Source organism: Mycobacterium sp., from assembly GCF_052145595.1.
Taxonomy (GTDB): Bacteria; Actinomycetota; Actinomycetes; order Mycobacteriales; family Mycobacteriaceae; genus Mycobacterium.
Map to the genome: position 1 here is coordinate 1 of NZ_JBKQOI010000103.1, position 20,144 is coordinate 20,144.

Annotated in this window: 18 protein-coding genes and 1 pseudogene; 14 read left to right on the forward strand and 5 right to left on the reverse strand. The window is 63.2% G+C overall.

Annotation, left to right across the window (positions count from 1 at the left end; genetic code table 11):
- The first annotated feature begins 95 nt into the window (after positions 1–95).
- The 9 genes and pseudogenes from ACLP4W_RS09080 to ACLP4W_RS09120 form a co-directional block, all read left to right on the forward strand.
- Complete coding sequence (locus tag ACLP4W_RS09080; RefSeq protein ID WP_442385811.1) at positions 96–584, forward strand: FAS1-like dehydratase domain-containing protein; 489 nt, start codon at positions 96–98, stop codon at positions 582–584.
- A gap of 18 nt (positions 585–602) precedes the next feature.
- Positions 603–1,025 carry a MaoC/PaaZ C-terminal domain-containing protein gene (locus ACLP4W_RS09085; RefSeq protein WP_442385812.1) on the forward strand — a complete coding sequence of 141 codons (423 nt, stop codon included), beginning with the start codon at positions 603–605 and terminating at the stop codon, positions 1,023–1,025.
- A gap of 52 nt (positions 1,026–1,077) precedes the next feature.
- On the forward strand, positions 1,078–2,202 hold the full coding sequence (locus ACLP4W_RS09090) for an acyl-CoA dehydrogenase family protein (RefSeq protein ID WP_442385813.1): 1,125 nt from the start codon (positions 1,078–1,080) through the stop codon (positions 2,200–2,202).
- Between the two features lie 13 nt (positions 2,203–2,215).
- On the forward strand, positions 2,216–3,472 hold the full coding sequence (locus ACLP4W_RS09095; RefSeq protein WP_442385814.1) for an acyl-CoA dehydrogenase family protein: 1,257 nt from the start codon (positions 2,216–2,218) through the stop codon (positions 3,470–3,472).
- Positions 3,472–5,010, forward strand: coding sequence for an acyl-CoA synthetase (locus ACLP4W_RS09100; protein WP_442385855.1), 1,539 nt, complete (start codon positions 3,472–3,474; stop codon positions 5,008–5,010). Before ACLP4W_RS09095 ends, ACLP4W_RS09100 begins: the two co-directional genes overlap by 1 nt.
- A complete protein-coding gene (locus ACLP4W_RS09105) occupies positions 5,007–6,473 on the forward strand; it encodes an aldehyde dehydrogenase family protein (RefSeq protein WP_442385815.1) in 1,467 nt (488 codons plus the stop codon). Before ACLP4W_RS09100 ends, ACLP4W_RS09105 begins: the two co-directional genes overlap by 4 nt.
- Before the next feature lie 15 nt (positions 6,474–6,488).
- The gene (locus tag ACLP4W_RS09110) at positions 6,489–7,553 is read left to right on the forward strand and encodes a TIGR03857 family LLM class F420-dependent oxidoreductase (protein WP_442385816.1); all 1,065 of its coding nucleotides are present in this window, start codon (positions 6,489–6,491) and stop codon (positions 7,551–7,553) included.
- A complete protein-coding gene (locus tag ACLP4W_RS09115) occupies positions 7,550–8,635 on the forward strand; it encodes a phosphotransferase family protein (protein ID WP_442385817.1) in 1,086 nt (361 codons plus the stop codon). The genes ACLP4W_RS09110 and ACLP4W_RS09115 overlap by 4 nt, the downstream gene beginning before the upstream one ends.
- Positions 8,636–8,671: 36 nt before the next feature.
- Positions 8,672–9,241: pseudogene (locus ACLP4W_RS09120) on the forward strand (amidohydrolase family protein); the annotation flags it as partial.
- A gap of 44 nt (positions 9,242–9,285) precedes the next feature.
- Here ACLP4W_RS09120 and ACLP4W_RS09125 read toward each other — a convergent pair.
- From ACLP4W_RS09125 to ACLP4W_RS09140, 4 genes are all read right to left on the reverse strand, one after another.
- A complete protein-coding gene (locus tag ACLP4W_RS09125) occupies positions 9,286–10,065 on the reverse strand; it encodes an alpha/beta fold hydrolase (protein WP_442385818.1) in 780 nt (259 codons plus the stop codon).
- Positions 10,066–10,119: 54 nt separating this feature from the next.
- Positions 10,120–11,337 carry a cytochrome P450 gene (locus tag ACLP4W_RS09130; RefSeq protein ID WP_442385856.1) on the reverse strand — a complete coding sequence of 406 codons (1,218 nt, stop codon included), beginning with the start codon at positions 11,335–11,337 and terminating at the stop codon, positions 10,120–10,122.
- Between the two features lie 227 nt (positions 11,338–11,564).
- Positions 11,565–12,704, reverse strand: coding sequence for a spirocyclase AveC family protein (locus tag ACLP4W_RS09135; protein WP_442385819.1), 1,140 nt, complete (start codon positions 12,702–12,704; stop codon positions 11,565–11,567).
- A gap of 59 nt (positions 12,705–12,763) precedes the next feature.
- Positions 12,764–13,612 carry a CbbQ/NirQ/NorQ/GpvN family protein gene (locus ACLP4W_RS09140; protein ID WP_442385820.1) on the reverse strand — a complete coding sequence of 283 codons (849 nt, stop codon included), beginning with the start codon at positions 13,610–13,612 and terminating at the stop codon, positions 12,764–12,766.
- Between the two features lie 385 nt (positions 13,613–13,997).
- Between ACLP4W_RS09140 and ACLP4W_RS09145 the strand changes: the two genes are divergently transcribed.
- The 5 genes from ACLP4W_RS09145 to ACLP4W_RS09165 all read left to right on the forward strand — a co-directional run bounded on the left by ACLP4W_RS09145 (position 13,998) and on the right by ACLP4W_RS09165 (position 18,983).
- Entirely contained in the window at positions 13,998–15,152 is a 1,155-nt protein-coding gene (locus tag ACLP4W_RS09145; RefSeq protein WP_442385821.1) for an acyl-CoA dehydrogenase family protein, read from the forward strand.
- Positions 15,149–16,249, forward strand: a complete 1,101-nt coding sequence (locus ACLP4W_RS09150) for an acyl-CoA dehydrogenase family protein (protein WP_442385822.1) — start codon at positions 15,149–15,151, stop codon at positions 16,247–16,249. Before ACLP4W_RS09145 ends, ACLP4W_RS09150 begins: the two co-directional genes overlap by 4 nt.
- Before the next feature lie 13 nt (positions 16,250–16,262).
- Positions 16,263–16,904: a nitroreductase family protein gene (locus tag ACLP4W_RS09155; RefSeq protein WP_442385823.1), complete on the forward strand. Its 642-nt coding sequence runs from the start codon at positions 16,263–16,265 to the stop codon at positions 16,902–16,904.
- The gene (locus ACLP4W_RS09160) at positions 16,901–17,449 is read left to right on the forward strand and encodes a nuclear transport factor 2 family protein (RefSeq protein ID WP_442385824.1); all 549 of its coding nucleotides are present in this window, start codon (positions 16,901–16,903) and stop codon (positions 17,447–17,449) included. Before ACLP4W_RS09155 ends, ACLP4W_RS09160 begins: the two co-directional genes overlap by 4 nt.
- Before the next feature lie 250 nt (positions 17,450–17,699).
- A complete protein-coding gene (locus ACLP4W_RS09165) occupies positions 17,700–18,983 on the forward strand; it encodes a TetR/AcrR family transcriptional regulator (protein WP_442385825.1) in 1,284 nt (427 codons plus the stop codon).
- Here ACLP4W_RS09165 and ACLP4W_RS09170 read toward each other — a convergent pair.
- The gene (locus ACLP4W_RS09170; RefSeq protein WP_442385826.1) at positions 18,980–20,116 is read right to left on the reverse strand and encodes an ABC transporter substrate-binding protein; all 1,137 of its coding nucleotides are present in this window, start codon (positions 20,114–20,116) and stop codon (positions 18,980–18,982) included. The two genes, ACLP4W_RS09165 and ACLP4W_RS09170, sit on opposite strands and share 4 nt — an antisense overlap.
- Between the last annotated feature and the right edge of the window lie 28 nt (positions 20,117–20,144).

The following is a 20,144-nucleotide window of genomic DNA, read 5'->3' on the forward strand; positions in this document are numbered from 1 at the left end:
GGCCACTAGGGTTCGGGTTGCCGAGCGTGCCGATCCGATGCCGCGCGGTCATGTGTTGGGTGTTGTTTCCCCGTGAGTTTGGGAGAGGGTCGCCGATGACCGAGAAAACCTCGCTGGTCACTCAGGAGATGTTGGACTGCAAGGGCGTTTGGGGCAACGAGGAGGTGTCGTATCCGATCAGCGAGTCCGATATCCGGCGATGGGCGATCGCCGCGTACTGGCCCAAGACTCCGCCGCGGCTGTTCTGGGATGCCGACTATGCCAAGGCCACTAAGTTCGGCGGCATTGTCGCTCCGGAAGACTTCAACCCATTCGCGTGGGCGGTGCCTACCGGCGAGGAGAGTGCACTTCCGTTCAAACTGCCCGGGCTGATCGGCGGGATGATCCTCAACGGTGGCACCGAGGATACGTTTTTCACCAGGATGCGCCCCGGTGAGGTGATCTCGTCGAAACTGCGACTCGCCAGCTGGGAGGAGCGGGAGCTGCGTTCGGGCGTGAAGCTGTTCTCGAAGTACGAAACCGAGTGGCACAACCAAAACGGTGAGCTGGTCAAGCGCCGTGTCGGCACCACAATCCAGTTCTAGGCACAGGAGTATCTTCTGATGGCGATCAACGTCTCCTTCGACAGCGTCGAGGTCGGTCAGCAACTGCCGGAGTTCACCCGCAAGACCGACTTCGACAACTGGAACCGCTTCGCGGCGGTCAACGATGAGTTCATCTCGATCCATATGGACGACGAGATGGCCCGCGCCATGGGCCAGCCCGGCGCGATCGGCATGGGCAATCTGCGCTGGAGCTATTTGCTTAACGCGCTACGTGACTGGGCCGGCGACGAAGCCGAGATCCTCGACATGAACGTGCAGTTTCGCGGCACCAACCTCAAAAACGACGTCCTGCGCACCCGCGCCGTGGTCGCCGAGAAGAAAACCGAGAACGGACGAAAGCTCGTCGTCCTCGACATCGACGTCCTGAATCAAAACGACGAACCCACTACACCCGGCCAAGCCACCATCGCACTGCCCTGAGGCCCGATCTCGGAGAGGACCACAACGGCGTCATTCAGGAGCGAGAACTTTTGTGGACGAAGTAGTCACCGATGACCAGAAAGCGGTACTGGAGGAGACGGCCAAGTTCGTGGCCAAGGAGTGTCCGATCGCGCGACTGCGCGACGAAAGCCATCGAAGCGCCGACTTCCGTGCTCGCTACTGGCGCCAGGGCGCCGAGCTCGGATGGTTCTCGATGCTGGTTCCCGAACAACTCGGCGGCGGTTGCGCGTCAACTAACGGGGTGCTCGACGCGGCGCTCATCGCCAATAAGCTCGGCGGCGCACTACAGCCCGGCCCGTTCGTCGCGACGAATGTCGTCGCCTACGCCCTGTGCGCCGCGGGAAGCGACGCACAGAGGGAACTCCTCGTTCCCGCGTTGCTGTCCGGCGAGGCCAGTGCGGTCTGGGCTGCGACATGCGGAGTCGGCGGAGGAGCACCAGATGCCGGGGTATGGGCCACCCCGACAGACTCTGGCTACCAGTTACGGGGCTACAAGTCACTCATTCAGGACATCGACTGGGCATCATGGATACTTGTCACCGCGGCGTCGCCGGATGGCCTACTGCAATTCGTGGTCCCGGTGGATGCACCAGGTGTCACGATCCGGCGTAAACGATCGCTTGACCTGACCAGAGACTTCGCGGATATCTCGTTTGCCGGCACCGTCGTTCGGCAGAGCGACCTACTCGGCAATGCTGATTCGGCTGCCGATCTCGTGAACCGACAGCTCGCCTTGGCGTCCGTTCTGACGGCTGCACAGACGGTGGGTGCGGTGGCCGAAGATCTCAGCCGGACGGTGCAATACGCGAAGGACCGCGTCGCGTTCGGACGCCCCATCGGCTCCTTTCAGGCGATCAAGCACTTACTCGTGGACTCGAGCCTGTCACTCGAACTCGGCAAGTCCGTCGTCTCGGCGGCCGCCGAGGACCTCGGCGATGAGGGGGAACACGGACTCCAGGCCGCGAGCATGGCCAAAGCGCTGGTCGGGGATACCGGCATCGAGATCGTCTCAAATTGCACGCAGGTATTCGGAGGCATCGGGCTTACCTGGGAACACGACCAGCATCTGTTCGTCCGACGGGTCACCACCGATGCCGCTCTGTACGGCGATCCGACGTGGCACCGTGAACGCGTATGCCAACTCGGCGGGATTTGATCGGAGAACACACGTGAGCGATGCACGCACCGATCTAGACCAATTCCGCCGTGAAGCCCGCGCGTGGATCCAAGCCAATCTCGAGCGCCGCACCTCGCGCAGTGCCGCCATATCGGCGGCCGAAGCCAGAACACCCGAACAGATCGCCCACAGCCGCGACCTGCAACGCACCTTGTTCGACGCCGGCTGGGCCGGCATCTCATATCCCGAGGCATATGGCGGCCGGGGACTATCCGAGGCCCACGAGCGTGTCTTCACCGAGGAGGCCGACGAATACATCACACCGGACTTCGGTGCTGTCGGCCTGGTCACGTTCGGCCCCATCGGCCGATCCATGCTGGCCCACGCAACACCGGAGTTCCTCGACGTTCACATCCCGAAAATGCTTGCCGGCGAGGCACTCTGGTGCCAGTTCTACTCCGAACCCGAGGCGGGATCCGACCTCGCGGGGATCCGGACCCGGGCCACGCGCGACGGCGACAATTGGGTGATCCGGGGTTCGAAGATCTGGACCACAGGCGCTGAGAACGCCGACTACGCCATGTGCCTGGCGCGGACGGACTGGCAGGCCACCAAACACCGCGGGTTGACGTGGTTCGGCGTGCCGACCTCGGCAACGGGCGTGACGATCAGGCCCATCGTCCTCGTCGACGGAAACGCCGGCTTCTGTGAGGAGACGCTCGACGACGTCGTGGTCACCGACCAGGACATCATCGGGCAGGTCAACGACGGCTGGTCGGTGGCGCAGACGATGCTGGTGTATGAGCGCCGCGCGGGCGAAGGTTTCAACGTCGCCGAGCCGCAAGAACTCGCGCCGGATCTGGTGGCGTTGGCGCGCAAGGCCAATCGCCTCGCGGATCCCGTCGCGCGGCAGGCGATCGCGCGCGCACACATCAACGATTACGCACAGCATCACCTCGGCAAGCGCTTGTTCGCGGAACTGGCAGCGGCCGCATCGCCCAATCCCGCAGTCGCGGCCTACATCAAATTGGCGGGCGGCGTCTTGATGCCGCAACGTGTCCGGATCGCAATGGAGATCGGCGGTGCGAACGCCATTGCGTGGGACGAGGATGACTCCGAAGCACTGGGTGTCGCCGCCGAGTACCTCACCGGCAGAGTCGCGTCGATCGGTGGCGGCACAAACGAGGTGCAGCGCAACGGGATAGGCGAGCGCGTGCTGGGTCTGCCGCGCGAACCGAGCTTCGACAGCCGGACGCCGTTCGCCGAGGTCATCAATGCGGCACGTAATTGGAACCATCGGGTCGGCTGATGTATCCGGGCCACTGGGCTACCGTCAAACCGGACCACCCGGCGGTCATCATGGCCGGATCCGGCAGCACCATCACGTACCGACAGCTCGATGATCGCTCACGCAGGCTCGCCTCATTCTTCCGCTCTCGCGGGCTGAACCGCGGCGATCATCTGGCAATCCTTCTACACAATGACGCTCGCTACTTCGAAATTCTCTGGGCTGCTTTGCGTTCAGGTCTCTATGTGACTCCAGTCAACTGGCATCTCAAGCCGCCGGAGATCGCCTACGTCCTCGGCGATTGCGATGCCAAACTGATCGTCACATCGGCAGCCCAACGTGACCTCGTCGCCGAGATCGAGTGGAGCGCCGCCCCAGGTCTGACCACTCGACTGATGGCCGACGGCGCATCCGATGGCTTCGAGTCGTACGAAGAAGCGATCGCTTTCGACGGAGACCCGTTCGAGGAGTCCAGCGGTTCGGCAATGTTGTACACCTCCGGCACAACCGGACGGCCCAAGGGTGTGGTGCGCCCGCTGCCCGACACCAAACCCGGCGACCTCGATCTGGCATCTTTTGGATTGGCCGCTCTGTTCGGCATCGACGAAGATTCGGTCTACCTGTCCCCCGCGCCGCAATACCACGCCGCGCCATTGAATTTCACCATTGCCGCGCATCGGGCGGGCGCGACGGTGGTGCTGATGGAGAAGTTCGACGCGCGTGAAGCACTCAACGCGATCGAGTCGCATCGGGTGACCCACAGCCAATGGGTACCAACGATGTTCGTGCGCATGCTCGGACTGCCTGCCTCTGAACGTTCGGCGCGGGACCTGTCATCACATCGCGTCGCACTACATGCGGGCGCGCCGTGCCCCCCGGAGATCAAGCGTCAAATGATCGACTGGTGGGGCCCGATCCTGGTCGAGTACTACGCGGGGACCGACGCAGGCGGCTTCACGATGATCGACTCGGCTCAGTGGCTCGACCATCCAGGCTCGGTCGGCAAATCGCTCGGCGGCCCCATCCACATCATCGACGAGGAGACCGATACGTCGGTGGGGCCGGGCCAGATTGGGACGGTCTATTTCGGCGGAAGCCCCCAATTCGTCTACAAGGGCGATCCTGAGAAGACCGAGCGATCCCGGCGAAACGGCGAAATGTCGACGATGGGAGACATCGGCTACCTCGACGAGGACGGCTACCTCTACCTGACCGATCGCAAGGAATTCATGATCATCTCCGGCGGCGTCAACGTGTATCCCCGCGAGGCCGAAGATGTGTTGATACTCCACCCGGCGGTGCAAGACGTCGCCGTATTCGGGGTCCCGCACCCGGAATTCGGCGAAGAGGTCAAGGCCGCAGTGCAACTCATCAGTTCGGCCGCACCGACCTCCGAGCTGGCCGAGCAGTTGATCGAGTTCGCTCGCGCTCGGCTCGCGACATTCAAGTGCCCCCGTTCGATCGATTTCCATCATGAATTGCCGCGCACTCCCTCGGGTAAGCTCCGCAAGTCAGAACTGCGTGATCCTTACCTCACTCCGCGCGGCGCGCAGCCATGACGGCGGAGGGGTTGAGCGCGAGGCTGCTTCGCCAGCAGCAAGCATTCCGCGCCGAGGGCCCGCCGTCAGCCGCGGTCCGGCACAACCGCATCGACAGATTGGTCGCGATGCTGTTCGAGAATTCCGATGCGCTCACCGATGCGATGTCGGCCGACTACGGCTCACGGTCGCCGATCGCCTCGGTGATGACCGAAATCATGGGAATCGGTTCGACTATCGAGTACACCCGAAAAAATCTGGAACGCTGGATGCGCCCGACGCGCGCGCTCCCCGGATACCGATTGTTCGGCGTGAAGGCAGAAGTAGAGCCGACCCCAAAGGGGGTCGTCGGCATCATCGGGCCCTGGAATTTTCCGGTGAACCTGGTGGCACTGCCCGCCGCGGAAGCGTTCGCCGCCGGAAACCGCGTCATGATCAAGATGTCGGAGGTTACTTCGCATACCGCCGACACATTCGCCACCCTGACTCCACGTTACTTCGATTCCTCAGAATTGGATATCGTCGTCGGCGGCATCGAAGTCGCGGCCGAGTTCGCCGGTCTGCCCTTCGATCATCTGTTCTTCACCGGATCACCGTCGGTTGGCCGCCTCATCCAGCGGGCCGCCTCCGACCACCTGGTTCCGGTGACGCTCGAGCTCGGCGGAAAGAATCCGGTCGTCGTGGCACAGGACGCCGACGTAGGCAGTCACGCGGGTCGAATCGCCCGCGCACGTTTGATCAACGGCGGGCAGGTGTGCCTGTGTCCGGACTACGTATTCGTCGCGGCCGACCGCGTTGAGGAATTCTGTCAATCCGCATCGGCAGCGATCCGCGAAATGCTGCCGTCCATCGTCGACTCGTCCGATTTCTGCTCGTCGGTTAACACCGCCAATTACGAACGGGTGCTCGCCCTTGTTGACGACGCACGCAACAAGGGTGCGAACATCATCCCGGTCGCGCCACCCGGCGAAACGTTGCCCGACAGCGCAACCCGCAAGATCGCTCCCACCTTGGTGACAAACGTGGACTCCAGCATGCGCATCACCTCCGAGGAGATCTTCGGACCGGTACTCGTCGTGATGGGCTATCACCGCCTCGACGAGGTGATCGACTACATCAACGAACGCCCATCGCCTCTGGCCATCTACTGGTACGGCGACGACAACAAGGACTTTCGGCAGCTCGTCAGGCGCACGCGCAGCGGCGGGGTGTCTCGCAACGACTTTGCACTCCACATGTCTTTTCCGCAGACACCGTTCGGTGGCGTCGGCCGAAGCGGCATGGGCGCATACCACGGAAAGGCCGGCTTCGACACGTTCAGTCACCATCGCCCCGTCGTCGGCTCCGATATCCCCTTCAGCTTCACGGGCCTCGCCGGACCCCCCTACACCCGATCCAAGGCGGCCATGGCGAAGCTCTCGGTCTGGTCGACCCGCCGACAGGCTCGCCGCCGCCTTGCGAGATTCGAACAGCGCCGCAGCTGAGAGAGGTCGATCCCAATGGTTGATAACGGACCGGTGCTCGACGAGCTTGGCTTCTACTTGCTGGCCGGCGCCGGTGGGGAGGGTCCGGCCGCACTGATGGACGAGGCTCGCAAGGGAGAGAAACTCGGCTTTGGCGCCGGTTTCTTCGCCGAACGCTGGACCTCCTATAAGGAGGCCGGTGCGCAGTCAGGCGCAGCATGCGCGGTGACGCACCGAATGCAGATCGGCACGGCCGCAACGAACTTCAATACCCGCCACCCGTTAATCACGGCCTCTATGGCGGTGACTCTGCACCGGCTGTCGGGCGGTCGGTTCATCCTGGGCCTCGGTCGCGGGGTACCGCAATACAGCGCCCTGGGCGTATCGCCCGCGACGACCGCACAATTGGAAGATTTCGCCCACGTCATGCGTCGCCTGTGGAAAGGCGAGTTGATCTTCAACCACGACGGGCCGATCGGGAAATACGACGTGCTCGTGCTCGATCCCGACTTCGACGAGGACATTCGACTCGGGTTGGTCGCCTTCGGACCAAACACCCTGAAGCTCGGCGGACGCACGTTCGACGATGTCATCTTGCACACCTACTTCAGCCCCGAGACGTTGCAGCGATGCGTCAAGACCGTCAAGGAGGCTGCCGAACAGGCCGGGCGTGATCCCGCCTCCGTCCGGGTGTGGTCGTGCCTGGCGACCGTTGGCGATCACCTGCCCGAGGAGCTACGGCTCAAGAAGACCGTCGCTCGCCTCGCCACCTACCTTCAGGCCTATGGTGACCTCCTGGTGAGCACCAACGGATGGGATCCCGCTGTGCTGCAGCGGTTCCGCGAGGACTCGGTAGTCACCTCAGTCGCGGGCGCGATCGACCACAAGGCGACGCCGGAGCAGATCGAACACGTGGCGACGCTGCTGCCGGACGAGTGGCTCGCCCCCTCGGCCACTGGGTCGCCCACAGAATGCGCGGAAAGGGTCCGAAAGGAACTCGAGTACGGCGCCGACCGCGTGATCACCCACGGAGCAACGCCGGACGAACTAGAACCCGTGATCGAGGCCTACCGGGCGGGCGAAGGCCTTGCCGGCAGATGACGAAGATCGCCCTCCCGCACACCCTGGCGGATGTCACTGCGTCGTGGCTGGCCTCCGCGTTGAGCTACAACGGGGACCCCATCGAGGTTGTCGACCTGGCGCTGGAGCGGATCGGTACCGGGCAAGCCGGGTCGACGTATCGAGCGACGCCGTCCTACGCCGACCCGCGGCCGGAGTTGCCCGAGACTCTCGTCGTCAAGTTGCCCGCCGAGGAGGTGTCGTTGCGTGGCGGGCTGGCACTCGGATACCGCAGCGAGGTGGCGTTCTACGGCAAAGTCGCTCCGGCCGTGAAGGTTCCTATCCCCCAGTGCTTCTACTACGACATCAATCACGAGGGCACCGACTTCGCGTTGGTGCTGTCCGACCTGGTGCCGGCGATCCAAGGAGACCAGATCGGCGGATGTTCGGACGCCCAGGCCAGAAATGTCGTCGTCGCCATCGCCGGACTGCACGGACCCAGCTGGTGTGACCCTGTGTGGCTAGAGCTACCCGAGGTCTGCATGCCAAAGCCGGGCGATGCCGTCGCCGCCCACATGATGGCCGAGGCAGCGCAATCCGCGGTCGGGATCGTCCTCGACAGGCTCGGCCACCTATTGAGCACCGCCGACCACGACACCCTCAGGGCGAGTATGGATTTCGTCGCTCCATGGCTCATCGGTCAGCCACGGTATTCGCTGATGCACGGCGACTTCCGCGCCGACAACCTCATGTTCCATCCCACCAGAGACACGGTCACCATCGTCGACTGGCAGACCATCGGCGTGGGCCTGGCCGGGCGAGACTTGGCGTACTTCACCGCGTCCAGCCTGACGACGGACGCGCGACGAGCCACCGAAGGGGGGCTCGTCGACCGCTATCACGCCGCCCTGCTGGGACACGGGGTCAGCGATTATGACCGCGAAACCTGCTGGCGTGACTACTGCATCGGCATGATCCAGCCACCATTGATATCACTACTGGGATGCGCATTCGCCACCCCAACGGCGCGTGGTGATGAGATGTTCGTCCATGCACTCAAACGATCGTGCGCAGCGATCCGCGACCTAGAAACCTTCAACCTCATTGACAATACGCGCGGTTGACAGCCACAGGCTCTAGCTCGCCACCGCTGCCCGCCCGAGTTCGACCCGTTCTGGCGGGCCTGCGTGGACGCCGAGATTCCGGTGTCCCTGCACGGTTCGGACAGCGGATACGCCCTAATGTTGAGCGTCTGGGAGCCGGCGAAAGAATACACACCCTTTAACCCGACGGCCTTTACACTGGCCGCGGTCGGCCACCTGCCGATCGAACACTCGATGTTAGCGCTGGCCTGCCACGGCGCGCTGTCGCGCAACCCCGGTGTGCGGATCCTTTCGATCGAGAACGGGGCCGAGTGGGTACCCCACCTGTTCGACAGTCTGCGAAGTGTGTACCGGCGGACGCCCTACGAGTTTTCCGAGGATCCCATCGACGCGTTCAAGCGCTGCGTCTACGTAAGCCCCTTCTGGGAGGACAACTTCGTTGACTATGTCCGGCTGGTTGGTGCCGACCGGATCGTCTTCGGTTCGGACTGGCCGCACGCGGAGTGCATCAGGGATCCCCTGATGTTCGTCGACGAACTCACCGGTCTATCGCAGGAAGATGTCGCAAAGATCATGGGCGGCAACATGATGAAGCTGATGAAAGTCGATCAACCCGTCACTGCATAGGCGGTCGGCCAAAGTCGCACACCGCGTCGGCGACCTGATCGGGCTTATTCTGAGCTGAACTCCGGGATCGACTGCGTGAGGATCGTCTCCGGCATCAACTCGGCACGCGCCCACAGCCGCTGCAGTGCGGCGGCCGCCGCGGCGGGCTGCTCGGGGGGCCAAAAGTGGTTGGCATCGAGCGTGACGAACTCGGCTCCCATGCGCGTCGCCGTCCGCCGGCCGAACTCCACGGACACAACGAGGTCGCGTTCGCCCCAGATCAGCATGCTCGGCACGATGATGTTGGCGAGGTCGTCGGCCCACTCCTGTCCGATGTTCGTCGCCGAGCGGTACAGCGTCAGCGTGATTTCCCTGTTCCACGCGTGCTGCCAGGAATGGGTGCGCGCCACATCCTCGGGCATGCCGGACATGAGTAGCACCGAGGTGAAGCTTTCGGGGTCGAGCTGCTCCATCCAGCGTTCGCCGGCGCCTTCCTGATTCCAGACCCGCCACACGCCGTGCAGCGGCCAGCGCGGATCGATGGGCCCGTTGCCGGCGGCGACGCTGCGCAGCAGCTTCGGGCGCAGCGACGCGGCGCGCAGTACCAGCAGACAACCCCAGTCGTGCCCGACGATGTGCACCGGGCCGGTGCGCGCGTGCTCGGCCTCGATCTGCTCGATCAGCCACGCGACGTAGTCGTCCTTGGTGCCCGTCCACCCCGCCGGTGGGGGCTCGCGGAACCCGGGCAAGTCGAGTGCGACCACGTCGTCGCGGTCGACGTGATCGATCACCTGCTGCCACAACGCGCTGGTCATAGGCATTCCGTGCACGAACATCACCGTCATGTGACGCAGGATAGCGGCAACTATCCATCCCCCTTTCGGCGAATGTCAGGCCTGTTACGGAACTGGGTCGAACAACACGGGAAGCGCGGTCGGCGACCGGAAAACTTGACCACGGATATGCGGATCGTCTCCGTCCGGATCCAAACGTAAGTTCGGCAGTCGGTCCAGCAGGAGGTTGATGGCGGTCCGGATCTCGAGTCGCGCCAGATGCATCCCGAGGCACACGTGCATACCATTTCCCCAACCGAGGTGTCCCCTGGCCTGGCGGAAGATATTGAACTTGTCAGGGTCGACGAAGCGATCTTCTTGTCGGTTCGCCGCGCCGAGCATCGGCATCACTGACGAACCTTGGGGAATCGCGACTCCGCCGAGCTCGGTATCGCGTGTGGCCACCCGAATGATGCTGAGCAGCGGGGCATCCCACCGCACTCCCTCCTCGATAGCCTGCGGAAGAAGGGATCGGTCTGCACGGATGGCGTCCAACTGATCTTCATTGGTGAGCAAGGCGAACAGGAGGTTTCCGAGCGACCGATAGGTGGTTTCCACACCGGCCGGCAACAGCAATCGAAGGAACGAGTAGATCTCCTCATCGTCGAGTTTCTCGCCGTCGATCTCCGCCGCCGCCAGGCGACTGACCAGGTCGTCTCGAGGTTCTTTCCGCCGGGCTTCCAGGATCGGCCGGTAGTACTCGACCAACGCCTTGGAGGCGGCTAACCCCCGTTCCGGAGCAAATGTGAAGCTCAGGAGCGCAATGGACCACTTCTGAAACTGTGGGAAGTCCTCTTCAGGCAACCCGAGGAGACCGGCAATGATGCGGGTGGGGTAGGGAAATGTGAACTCCTTGACGAGGTCGGCCCTGCCGTTGCCGGCAATCTTATCGATCAGATCGTTGGCAACCCGAGCCACGAGATCATCTTCCCAGCGGGCAAGTCCCTTCTGGGAGAAGGCCTTCGCCACGAGCGCGCGGTGCCTGCCGTGCTCAGGCTCATCCATCCCGAGCATGACACGCTGGCCGAGCACATCACCGAAGGCTGCAGTCACAGCCCCCGATGAGAATGTCTCGTTGTCGCGAAGCAACTGCTGGGCCTCTTCGTGCCGATACACGATGAAGACAGGTTTGCCCTCCTCGCCGGGCATAGCAGAAACGTCGATTCGCTGAATCGGCTCCTCACGGCGAAGGCGAGCGAGCTCTGGGTAGGGATCGCGCACGTTGCCCGACACAGCCTCATCGAACGCCCATGCGTCACTGAGGTCGTCGACGACTTCTTCGATATCTTCCATGCGATGACTCCTTCTTCGATTCCTTACGACCAGCCCCCGGGACCGCCTCGGGTCACTTGCACTCCGACACCGGCTTATTCGGCGCGAGCCAGATCGCACCAACCCCAGCCCCGTTCGCCGCGGCGCCGCGGCGTGTCCACTAGAGCAACGAAACTAACGCCCCCTCTGCACTTTCGGTAGGGTCACCGAATCTTGTTCGGTCACTTCGCGTTCGCCCACTAAGGCTTTGTGATCGCGCATGCACCTTGACCCGGCGGCGGCGGTTGGACGTCGGGCCTCCCGTTCGGCAATCCGCTCTGCCACGTCGCCCACTTGCCGACGGAGAATGGACCCTCGGCGCCTTCTTTTTCGTAATAGCCCTGCGGGTCATACACTTTGGCCTCGGGATACGGCCATGGGCAGGCCACTGCCGTCGCCGCCCCGCTGGCCTTGATCGCCCAGAACCACGAGCCGTAGACAAAATAGGAGACGTTGGCAATGACGAACATCACCAGGAATGTGCCCAGCACCGGCTTGGTGGGGAACAGCTTCGCCTTCGCCGCGAGCTTCTCGGCCACGGACTTACCGGTGTCGTCACGGTAGCAGAGCACCGCGGCGGGGATCATCACGAAGGTTACGCTCAGGGATTCCCAGATCAGCGGAAACTGGAATGTCGATCCCGCGAAGATCGATCCGAAGGGGATGACCTGCGTATAGATGTACATGCCCGTGCGGATCAAGGTGACCTCGAGGATCATGTCGTAGACGAATCCGACCGGCAACACCACGAGCGCCATACAGATCAGCGGGTGCCTCGCAGCAAAGGACCCGGGCCCCTGCTTGGCCTGCAACTTCCGCACGATCCAAATGGCGGGGAAGTACGGGGCGAGGTAGAAAGTCGCGTAGGCAAACACGAAAAACGGCTCGACCGTCGGCGACATCGACACCAACGGCCAATCCTCCGGCCAGTGCAGCCAGGCCGGGTTGTAGACCGCAAAAGGCGCCCAGTTCATGATCGGGTCCTGCCACACGATGAGCGTGGTGCACAGCGCCATCAGCAGCAGGGGGCCGCCCGGATTACGTCGCCACCCGACACAGAAGACGGTGACGAGCACGAGGATCGTGATGACAATCATCACCTGATAGAAGTTGATGAACCATGGCCCTACGCTGAATTCGACCGGGCGAGGCCTGCCCTGTACGTTCGGGTTTGCGACGCGCGGAGCAAGCTCTGTCCGCGAGACTGCGATGAACAACCCGGCAAAGGCCAAAGCGGCAAGCGCGCTGATCCAGCGACCCCAGTTGATCTTGCTGTCCGGCGATTTCGACGGCGGGTGCTTCTGGGCCTGTCCCAGCGACGTTGATTCCTCTGTGGTCATCGGATCTACCTTCCTATCAAGAGAATCCGGCTGAGCATTTGCGCCATGCACGCACGCGATCAGCTTCGTGGGGCGGCTGACTCACCCAGGTACATCTCGATCATTTGGTTGAGGCCGCGGCCGACCGCAGCGTCGTCGGTGAGCGGGCCAGCGATCGCGGCTCGCGCCGCGTCGCGTAGGGTGAGGCCCTCGGCAACAAGCCGGCCCGCTGCGATGAGGACGCGCGTCGATGCGACCTCGCGCAACCCCCCGGTCTCGATGCGACGAATCGCCTGACCGATGCGCACGAGCTCGCCCGCGGTCGCACCGTCCACACCCGCCTCGTGCCTCACAATTCCTTCTTCGATTTCTGGCGACGGATAGCCGAACTCGATCGCCACCATGCGCTGCCGAGTGGAGTCCTTCAGGTCCTTCAGGACGCTTTGGTAGCCCGGGTTATACGACACGACGAGCCCGAACCCCGGTGCCGCATCGAGGGTCACCCCGAGCCGTTCGATTGGCAGCTGACGCCTGTGGTCACCGAGTGGGTGCAGCACGACGGTCGTGTCCTGCCGAGCCTCGACCACCTCGTCGAGATAGCAGATCGCCCCTTCGCGTACGGCCCGCGTCAATGGGCCGTCTACCCAGACCGTCTCGTCACCGCGCAGGAGATACCGGCCGACGAGGTCGGCGGTGGTGAGATCGTCATGGCAGGAGACCGTGATCAATGGGCGTCCGAGATCGTGGGCCATCGCTTCGACGAAACGTGTCTTTCCGCAACCGGTGGGGCCTTTGAGCACCAACGACAACCCTTGGCGGAATGCCGCTTTGAACACGGCCTCTTCGTTCCCAACGGCCCGGTAATACGGCCGTGAGCACGCCTCGGTCGTCAATCCGTTGCGGTGAGCAAGGGCAGGCTCGTTGGACACACTTCCCTCCGTTCCGCCTCGATGCGGCAGTTGATGGTAACCGAAACAGAATTCTGTTTCAACTGATGATATGGTTGCGGTTCGAGGCAGGCCCAGTCAGCGCCCAGTCATGACACCCTCTCGCGGACTTGTGCCGATCGCACCGCAGGGAGCAGAGGGACGAACATGGTTTGGCTGTTGGTTCAGGGTGACTCGCCCGCGGCATCGGCGGCAACCGCCATGAGTCGGCCGACCAGTGCGGACGTCAGCGTTCCCAAGGTCCGCAGGTGGAGCCCCGCGCGTCGGTCGCCCTCGCACGCCCCAGCCTCGGTATTGAACAGAATTCTGTTTCAACGTAGATTATGGATCCTGTCGCGGTCAAACATCATGAACGAGATGGGGCTACGTGGATTTCAGCTACCCACCCGAGGCCGAGCAGTTCCGCAAGGAGTTGCGATTGTGGCTCACCGCGAACCTTCCCGACGAAATCATCACTGCGACGCGGCACCCCGGCGCCGATGACGACGCATTCGAGCGCCTCCGGGCCTGGAATGCGCGCGTCGCAGACGCGGGCTGGGCTGCGGTCGCATGGCCGGAAGCCTACGGTGGCCGCGGCGCGTCGATACTCGAGCAACTCGTCTGCGTCGAAGAAACTACTCGGGCACGAGTGCCCAACCCGCTCAACATTATTGGGATCAATAACATTGCGCCGGCCATCATGCACTACGGCACTGAGGCGCAGAAGCGCACTCTGCTCCCCCGCATGTTGCGGGCCGATGATATCTGGTGTCAAGGCATGTCGGAGCCGGAGTCAGGCTCAGATCTCGCGTCGCTGCGAACCCGCGCGGTCCGCGACGGCGACCATTATGTCGTTAATGGGCAGAAGATTTGGACATCACTGGGACACCGCGCCGACTGGTGTCAGCTCTACGTCCGGACCGATCCGGATGTTCCTAAACATCAGGGCATTTCGTGCTTCATCGTGGACATGAAGCTGCCAGGCATCAGTGTTCGACCACTCGTCGCCCTGAACGGCGACACGGACTTCGCCGAGGTGTTCTTCACCGATGTCCGCGTGCCGGCCGATGCGTTGTTGGGGCCAGTCAACGAGGGCTGGAAAGTGGCCACGACGACGCTCTCGCATGAGCGCGCCGGGGCCGCCCGCCTCTACGCCGAGCTACAGGTCGATCTGCACGATCTGGTGGCGGATTTGGCCGGGGTATACATCGGCGATCGACCCGCGCTCTCGGATCCGGTCACCTTGCACCGCATCGGCGATCTCGCGGTTCGGATCAAATTCCTAGAGGTGCTGTGCCTGAGGTCGATCTCCGCCGCGCTGCACGGAGGCGACGCGTTCTCGTCGGCCAGCCTGGCCAAGACGGTCTGGAGTGAGGCAGGGCAAGCGATGGCATCTCTGGCCTACGACGTGCTGGGACCTTTGGGCAGCGCCCGCTGGGCCAACCTCAGGTTGACCTCCCGGGCACTGACGATCGCAGGCGGCACCACTCAGATCAACAAGAACGTCACCGCGCAACGAGTACTTGGACTGCCGCGCAAATGAATCTCGAACAGACCGATGAGCAGCATGCCCTGCGCGACACGGTGCGCGACTTCCTCACGCAGCACGCCGGCGTAGCAGCGCACACTCGCGCGCTCGTCCACGAACCGAGCGGCACCACCCCAGAGGTATGGCGTGGACTCGCCGCGCTCGGCGCCACGGGTGTCCTCGTTCCCATCGAGTGCGGCGGCGCAGGCATGACGATGACCGACGCCGCAATCGTCGCCGAGGAGATGGGCGCGAGCGTATACCCGGGGCCCTGGTTGTCCAGCGCCGTCGCAGCCCCCCGGGCCATCGCGCGGTTCAGCACGGAGTACGCCGCGGCTGAGCTACTGTCCGCGCTCGCAGACGGAACGACCATCGCCACCGTCGGTCCGCTCGGTCAAGGGCTCGTCCGGGCAACCGAGTCCAGCGCAGTGAGCGGCGACTTCATAATCGCCGACGCCGCGGCGGCCGACATCATCCTGGTCCCCATCGACCGCGGTGACGACGTCGCGATATTTGCCGTCCTCACGGATCTGGCACAGGTACTCGTCACGCGAGAAACGGGAATCGACGAGACTCGCAGGAACTTTCAGGTCGTCCTCGACGAAGCACCCGCGCGGTTCATCGGTAGCGCCGCACCGTCGGCGTTAACAGCCCTCGTCGACGATGTGCTGGTGGCAGAGGCAGCAAGTGCGCTGGGAGCTGCGCAGCGGCTCATCGACTTGGTGGTCGACTACGCCAAGACCCGTGTGCAGTTCGGCCAGCCGATCGGCAGCTTCCAGTCCGTCGCCCACCTCTGCGTCGACATGTACGAGAGGGTGGAGTTGGCGCGCAGCGGGGTAATCCACGCGGCGTGGGCAGCCGATACCGGTGATGCCGGTGAACGTCACGCGGCGACGACTCGACTCAAGGCATTCGCAGGAAAGCTCACCGCAGTCGGAGACACGGCAATACAAGTGTTCGGCGGGATCGGCTACACGTGGGAGCACGACGCGCACTTCTACCTAAAGCGCCTGCTGTCATGGAGCAGTCTGCTCGGCAACCCGGATACCTATCTCCAAGAGATCGGCTCCGCGTTCGCAAGTTCCGTCGTCGGCGCGCTCGAACCCACCTGAAAGGACGGCTACTGTGGACATCAGACATCTGCTCACCGCGACACGATCCGCGCGCAAAACCCTCGATCTCAGCGCGCCTATCAACCTCTATGACGTGCGGGAGTGCTTGAGCATTGGGCTGCAGGCGGCCAATGGCTCCAATCAGCAGTCGTGGCGATGGGTGATCGTGACCGACTCCGACCTGCGGCGAAAGCTGGCAGCGTTCTACCGCGCCGCGTATCTGGACAAGGTCGGCGGTCAGTTGATTGCCGAGTTCATGCCTGATGGAACCCCAGAAGCGCGCTTGATGTCGTCGACCGAATGGCTCGTCGAACGGCTCGGCGAGGTGCCTGTCCTGGTGATTCCGTGCTACGAGCCGACATACCCGCGCCAAGACGGGGATGAATCCTTCTATTTGGCAACCCTTTACGGGTCAATCTTCCCTGCCGTTTGGAACTTCCAACTTGCCCTGCACACGCGCGGTTACGGCACCTGCATCACCACGCTGCATCTGCATCACGAACAGGACGTGCGCGAGCTACTCGGCATACCCGAAACATATGTTCAGGGATGTCTGTTGCCCGTCGGCCGGCTGCGGACGGGGTTGAAGTTCACCCCTGCGCCACGCCGGGCGATCGACGAAGTGATTGGTATAAACGGATGGGGAATCCAATGACCGCACAAGCCAAAGAAACCGAACTGCTTGACCGCATCGCCCGGCTGGAGGATCGCGCGGCAATAGAGGATTGCATGGTGCGCTATTCGCGAGGGATGGATCGCCGCGACCGCCCGCTGCTTCGCTCGGCTTACCACGATGGGGCCATCGACAATCACGTCGGATACGTCGGCGAGGTAGAAGGTTTCATCGATTGGGCATTCGCCTACCATTCGACACAGACCCGGTACCAGCACTACCTGCACAACCACACCGTCGAGATCGACGGCGACGTCGCCCATGCCGAAACCTACTACCTGTTCATCGCCAGAGACGGTGAACCCCTCAACCACATGACACGTTCGGGAGGCCGGTATGTCGACCGCCTCGAGCGGCGTGATGGCCGGTGGGCGATCGTCGAGCGAGTCTGTGTCGTCGAGTGGATGAACGAGACGACGGCAACAACAACTTCAGAGTTCTTCGCGGTGCTTTCGGCGGTACAGTCCGCCACCCACGACCGCAAGGACCCTTCCTATCTGCGTCCGCTGGTCGTTTCGGGGTCATGAGCTCGGCAAATCGGCCGCGCAGGCCGGCGCGCTTGGTCTCCGGACGGTCTGATGATCGCCGGCCATCGATACACTTTCTCAAACCGACGACGGGAGCCGATGACGTGAACGGAGCATTCGCTGTACGTCCGGCCCATCCGGCACTTTTCATCCGGCTTCACCGAGGCGTGCCGGTGTGACCGTGTCCGATGTCGATGCCGGGACCGAACGTGGCGCGAGAAAGCGCACTACGTCGAAGTCAGAACGCAGCATGACTCGTGCGAAGCCAGGTCGCCATCTTCCGGCAAGCGGCTCCGACGAGGCCACGAGGCGCGCCGAAGTGTTGCAGGCGGCAAACACGGTGATCGCCCATCATGGAATCGGCACATCCCTGCAGCAGATCGCTGACGCCTCAGGCATCCTTGTCGGCAGCCTTTACCACCACTTCAAGTCGAAGGACGCACTGCATGCCGCATTGAATCAGCGGTACCGTGCGGACCTGGATCGCATAGGTGGCGCCGCGAAAGCCAAGCTCGCGAGAAGCGATGCCGCACCGGTGGATGAGCAAATCATCGAGTTGTGCCGCGAAATGGCCCGGTGCGCGGTGAAACATCAAGCAGCACTGCAAATGTCCTTCTTTGAAGGCCGATCCAAGAATATCGGTCCCGCCGAGGAAACCGATCGCAATGGGTCGGCCGTCGAGGCGGCGATGTTGCAACTCCTGCGCGAAGGTCGCAGAACCGAATACATCCGAGCGGACCTCGATCTGGCCACCGTCGCGGACCGCATCTGTCAGAGCGTTCTACATGTTGGCCTCGACGTGATCCGGCATGACGCCCCAACCGACGACGTCGCCGACGTGCTCTCTCAGATCCACCTGGAAGGGGTCGCCGGCCACGACACGACCCACGAAGACCTCGACCGTTCACGCGCATTCGCCGTCGCCGACGGTGTCGTCAAGTCGTGGGTCGACGAGAACGAAGCCGCCGTCGATAACGCCTCTCGAGTGCGCACCGCGGCGCGCACGGAGTTCAGCCGTAAGGGCTTCGAGGTGACGACGATTCGCGATATTGCTTCGACAGCGGGTCTCCCTCCCGGCACTGTCTACCGCCACCTCGGGTCGAAAGACGAGATGCTCAAATCGATCATGCTGTCTTTCACCCAGAAGATCGGTGACGCCTGGGCCGACATCATGCGCTCTGATTCTTCGCCCACCGAAAAGCTTGACGCCCTGTGCTGGCTGAACATCAACGCCCTGGAGCGCTTCCCCGATGAGTTCAGAATCCAACTCGCGTGGATGCGGCAGTCGCCGCCAGAGATAGCCGAGCCGATGTGGTCGTTCGACACCCGCGTGCGCGAGATGAGTGCGCTGTTGTCTGAAGGTATTGAATCCGGCGATCTCGTCGTGAAAACACCCCGCGAGGACATCCTCACCCGTTGCGCCATCGGCGTCCTGTGGATCCCGCCGAACATCGTGCGCGAGTTGGGCACTCGCGCGTCACTGATCCACTCCCGCGATACAGTCCTGCGAGGCGTGGCGATCCGCCGACCCTAGGAGCCGAAGCCCTGCGCAAAGCCCGTGCTGGGGGCCGCGTGAAACACGTGCGCACTGGAATCGGGCAGCACCCGGCGAGCGACAAGGTAGTCAACACCCATCCAGCCCTGGCGGATGAACTTGCCGAACTGGATGCACGTCCCTGGTGCACCGCTGGCCGCCGGTACAAACTTCACACCTTCGATTGCCTCCTTAACGCCCGCCCCGGTAAGCGGTCGGGCATTGGCGAGCGCATGAGTGATGACGGTGGCGACATCACGACACAGCGGGGGCATGAAGTAGTTGGGACGCCGACCGAAGCGCTCCTCGAAGCGGCCCAGGAACGCCTGCCCCACGGGGTTGCGCTCGTCATAGCTATCCAGGCCGATCCAGCCGGCCAGTTGCACCATCCACATCGGGTCGATATGAGCCAGCTCGAAGGCTGTGGTCGTGTAGCGGGGCGGATCCCAATCCGCCTTGGCCAGAGCATCGTTGAAGCCCCATAGACCGTGTCCGAAGCCCACGTGGACCACTGCGTCGGGGTTTGTGGCGCGAAGCGACGTCACGGCATCGACCTTGTCGGTCTCGACTTGCGGTATCGCCACCGAACCGACGATCTGCAGACCCGCCCCCTCATAGGCGCGCTCGGCGAAGCCGAGATATTCCTTACCGATCAAGGATGTCTCGTGAGCGATCGCTATCCGGCTGTGGCCATCGGCCTTGAGGACCGCGGCGAGCATCACCGGTTCTTCGGCCATCGACCCGTTGTTCAAAGCGAAGCACCATTCACCCAGCGCCCCTTCGGATCCCGCCAGCGTGATGATGGGAACCTCCGCGGTGCGCTCGACATGCGACCGCAAAGGCACCGCGTTGTCGGAGACATACGGACCGAAAACGACCAGGCAGCCCTCCGCCACGAGTTCGTCATAGGCCAGCTGGACCGATCTGAAGTCGCCGTTCGGCAGCCCGAGCACCTCACGCTTGACCAGCTCGATCGGCCGATCGACCAGCCGCGCCTCGGCCGCCTCGTCGAAGATCAGACGCAGCGAGTCGAGAGTGTCATCGGCGGTCGCGGCGTTGGCCGGGTAATCGATCAACCATCCGACTTTGACTGGCCGAACCGAACCGTATCCGCGCGCTCCTTCATCTGCCATGACAGCAACATACACGATGAATGTTGTT

What these genes read in the sequence shown, in the direction of transcription:
- ACLP4W_RS09165 (WP_442385825.1), top strand. Translation starts at nt 17,700, where the DNA reads ATGACTCGTGCGAAGCCAGGTCGCCATCTTCCGGCAAGCGGCTCCGAC.
- ACLP4W_RS09125 (WP_442385818.1), bottom strand. Translation starts at nt 10,065, where the DNA reads ATGACGGTGATGTTCGTGCACGGAATGCCTATGACCAGCGCGTTGTGG.
- ACLP4W_RS09105 (WP_442385815.1), top strand. Translation starts at nt 5,007, where the DNA reads ATGACGGCGGAGGGGTTGAGCGCGAGGCTGCTTCGCCAGCAGCAAGCA.
- ACLP4W_RS09115 (WP_442385817.1), top strand. Translation starts at nt 7,550, where the DNA reads ATGACGAAGATCGCCCTCCCGCACACCCTGGCGGATGTCACTGCGTCG.
- ACLP4W_RS09135 (WP_442385819.1), bottom strand. Translation starts at nt 12,704, where the DNA reads ATGACCACAGAGGAATCAACGTCGCTGGGACAGGCCCAGAAGCACCCG.
- ACLP4W_RS09160 (WP_442385824.1), top strand. Translation starts at nt 16,901, where the DNA reads ATGACCGCACAAGCCAAAGAAACCGAACTGCTTGACCGCATCGCCCGG.
- ACLP4W_RS09170 (WP_442385826.1), bottom strand. Translation starts at nt 20,116, where the DNA reads ATGGCAGATGAAGGAGCGCGCGGATACGGTTCGGTTCGGCCAGTCAAA.
- ACLP4W_RS09080 (WP_442385811.1), top strand. Translation starts at nt 96, where the DNA reads ATGACCGAGAAAACCTCGCTGGTCACTCAGGAGATGTTGGACTGCAAG.
- ACLP4W_RS09085 (WP_442385812.1), top strand. Translation starts at nt 603, where the DNA reads ATGGCGATCAACGTCTCCTTCGACAGCGTCGAGGTCGGTCAGCAACTG.
- ACLP4W_RS09100 (WP_442385855.1), top strand. Translation starts at nt 3,472, where the DNA reads ATGTATCCGGGCCACTGGGCTACCGTCAAACCGGACCACCCGGCGGTC.
- ACLP4W_RS09110 (WP_442385816.1), top strand. Translation starts at nt 6,489, where the DNA reads ATGGTTGATAACGGACCGGTGCTCGACGAGCTTGGCTTCTACTTGCTG.
- ACLP4W_RS09150 (WP_442385822.1), top strand. Translation starts at nt 15,149, where the DNA reads ATGAATCTCGAACAGACCGATGAGCAGCATGCCCTGCGCGACACGGTG.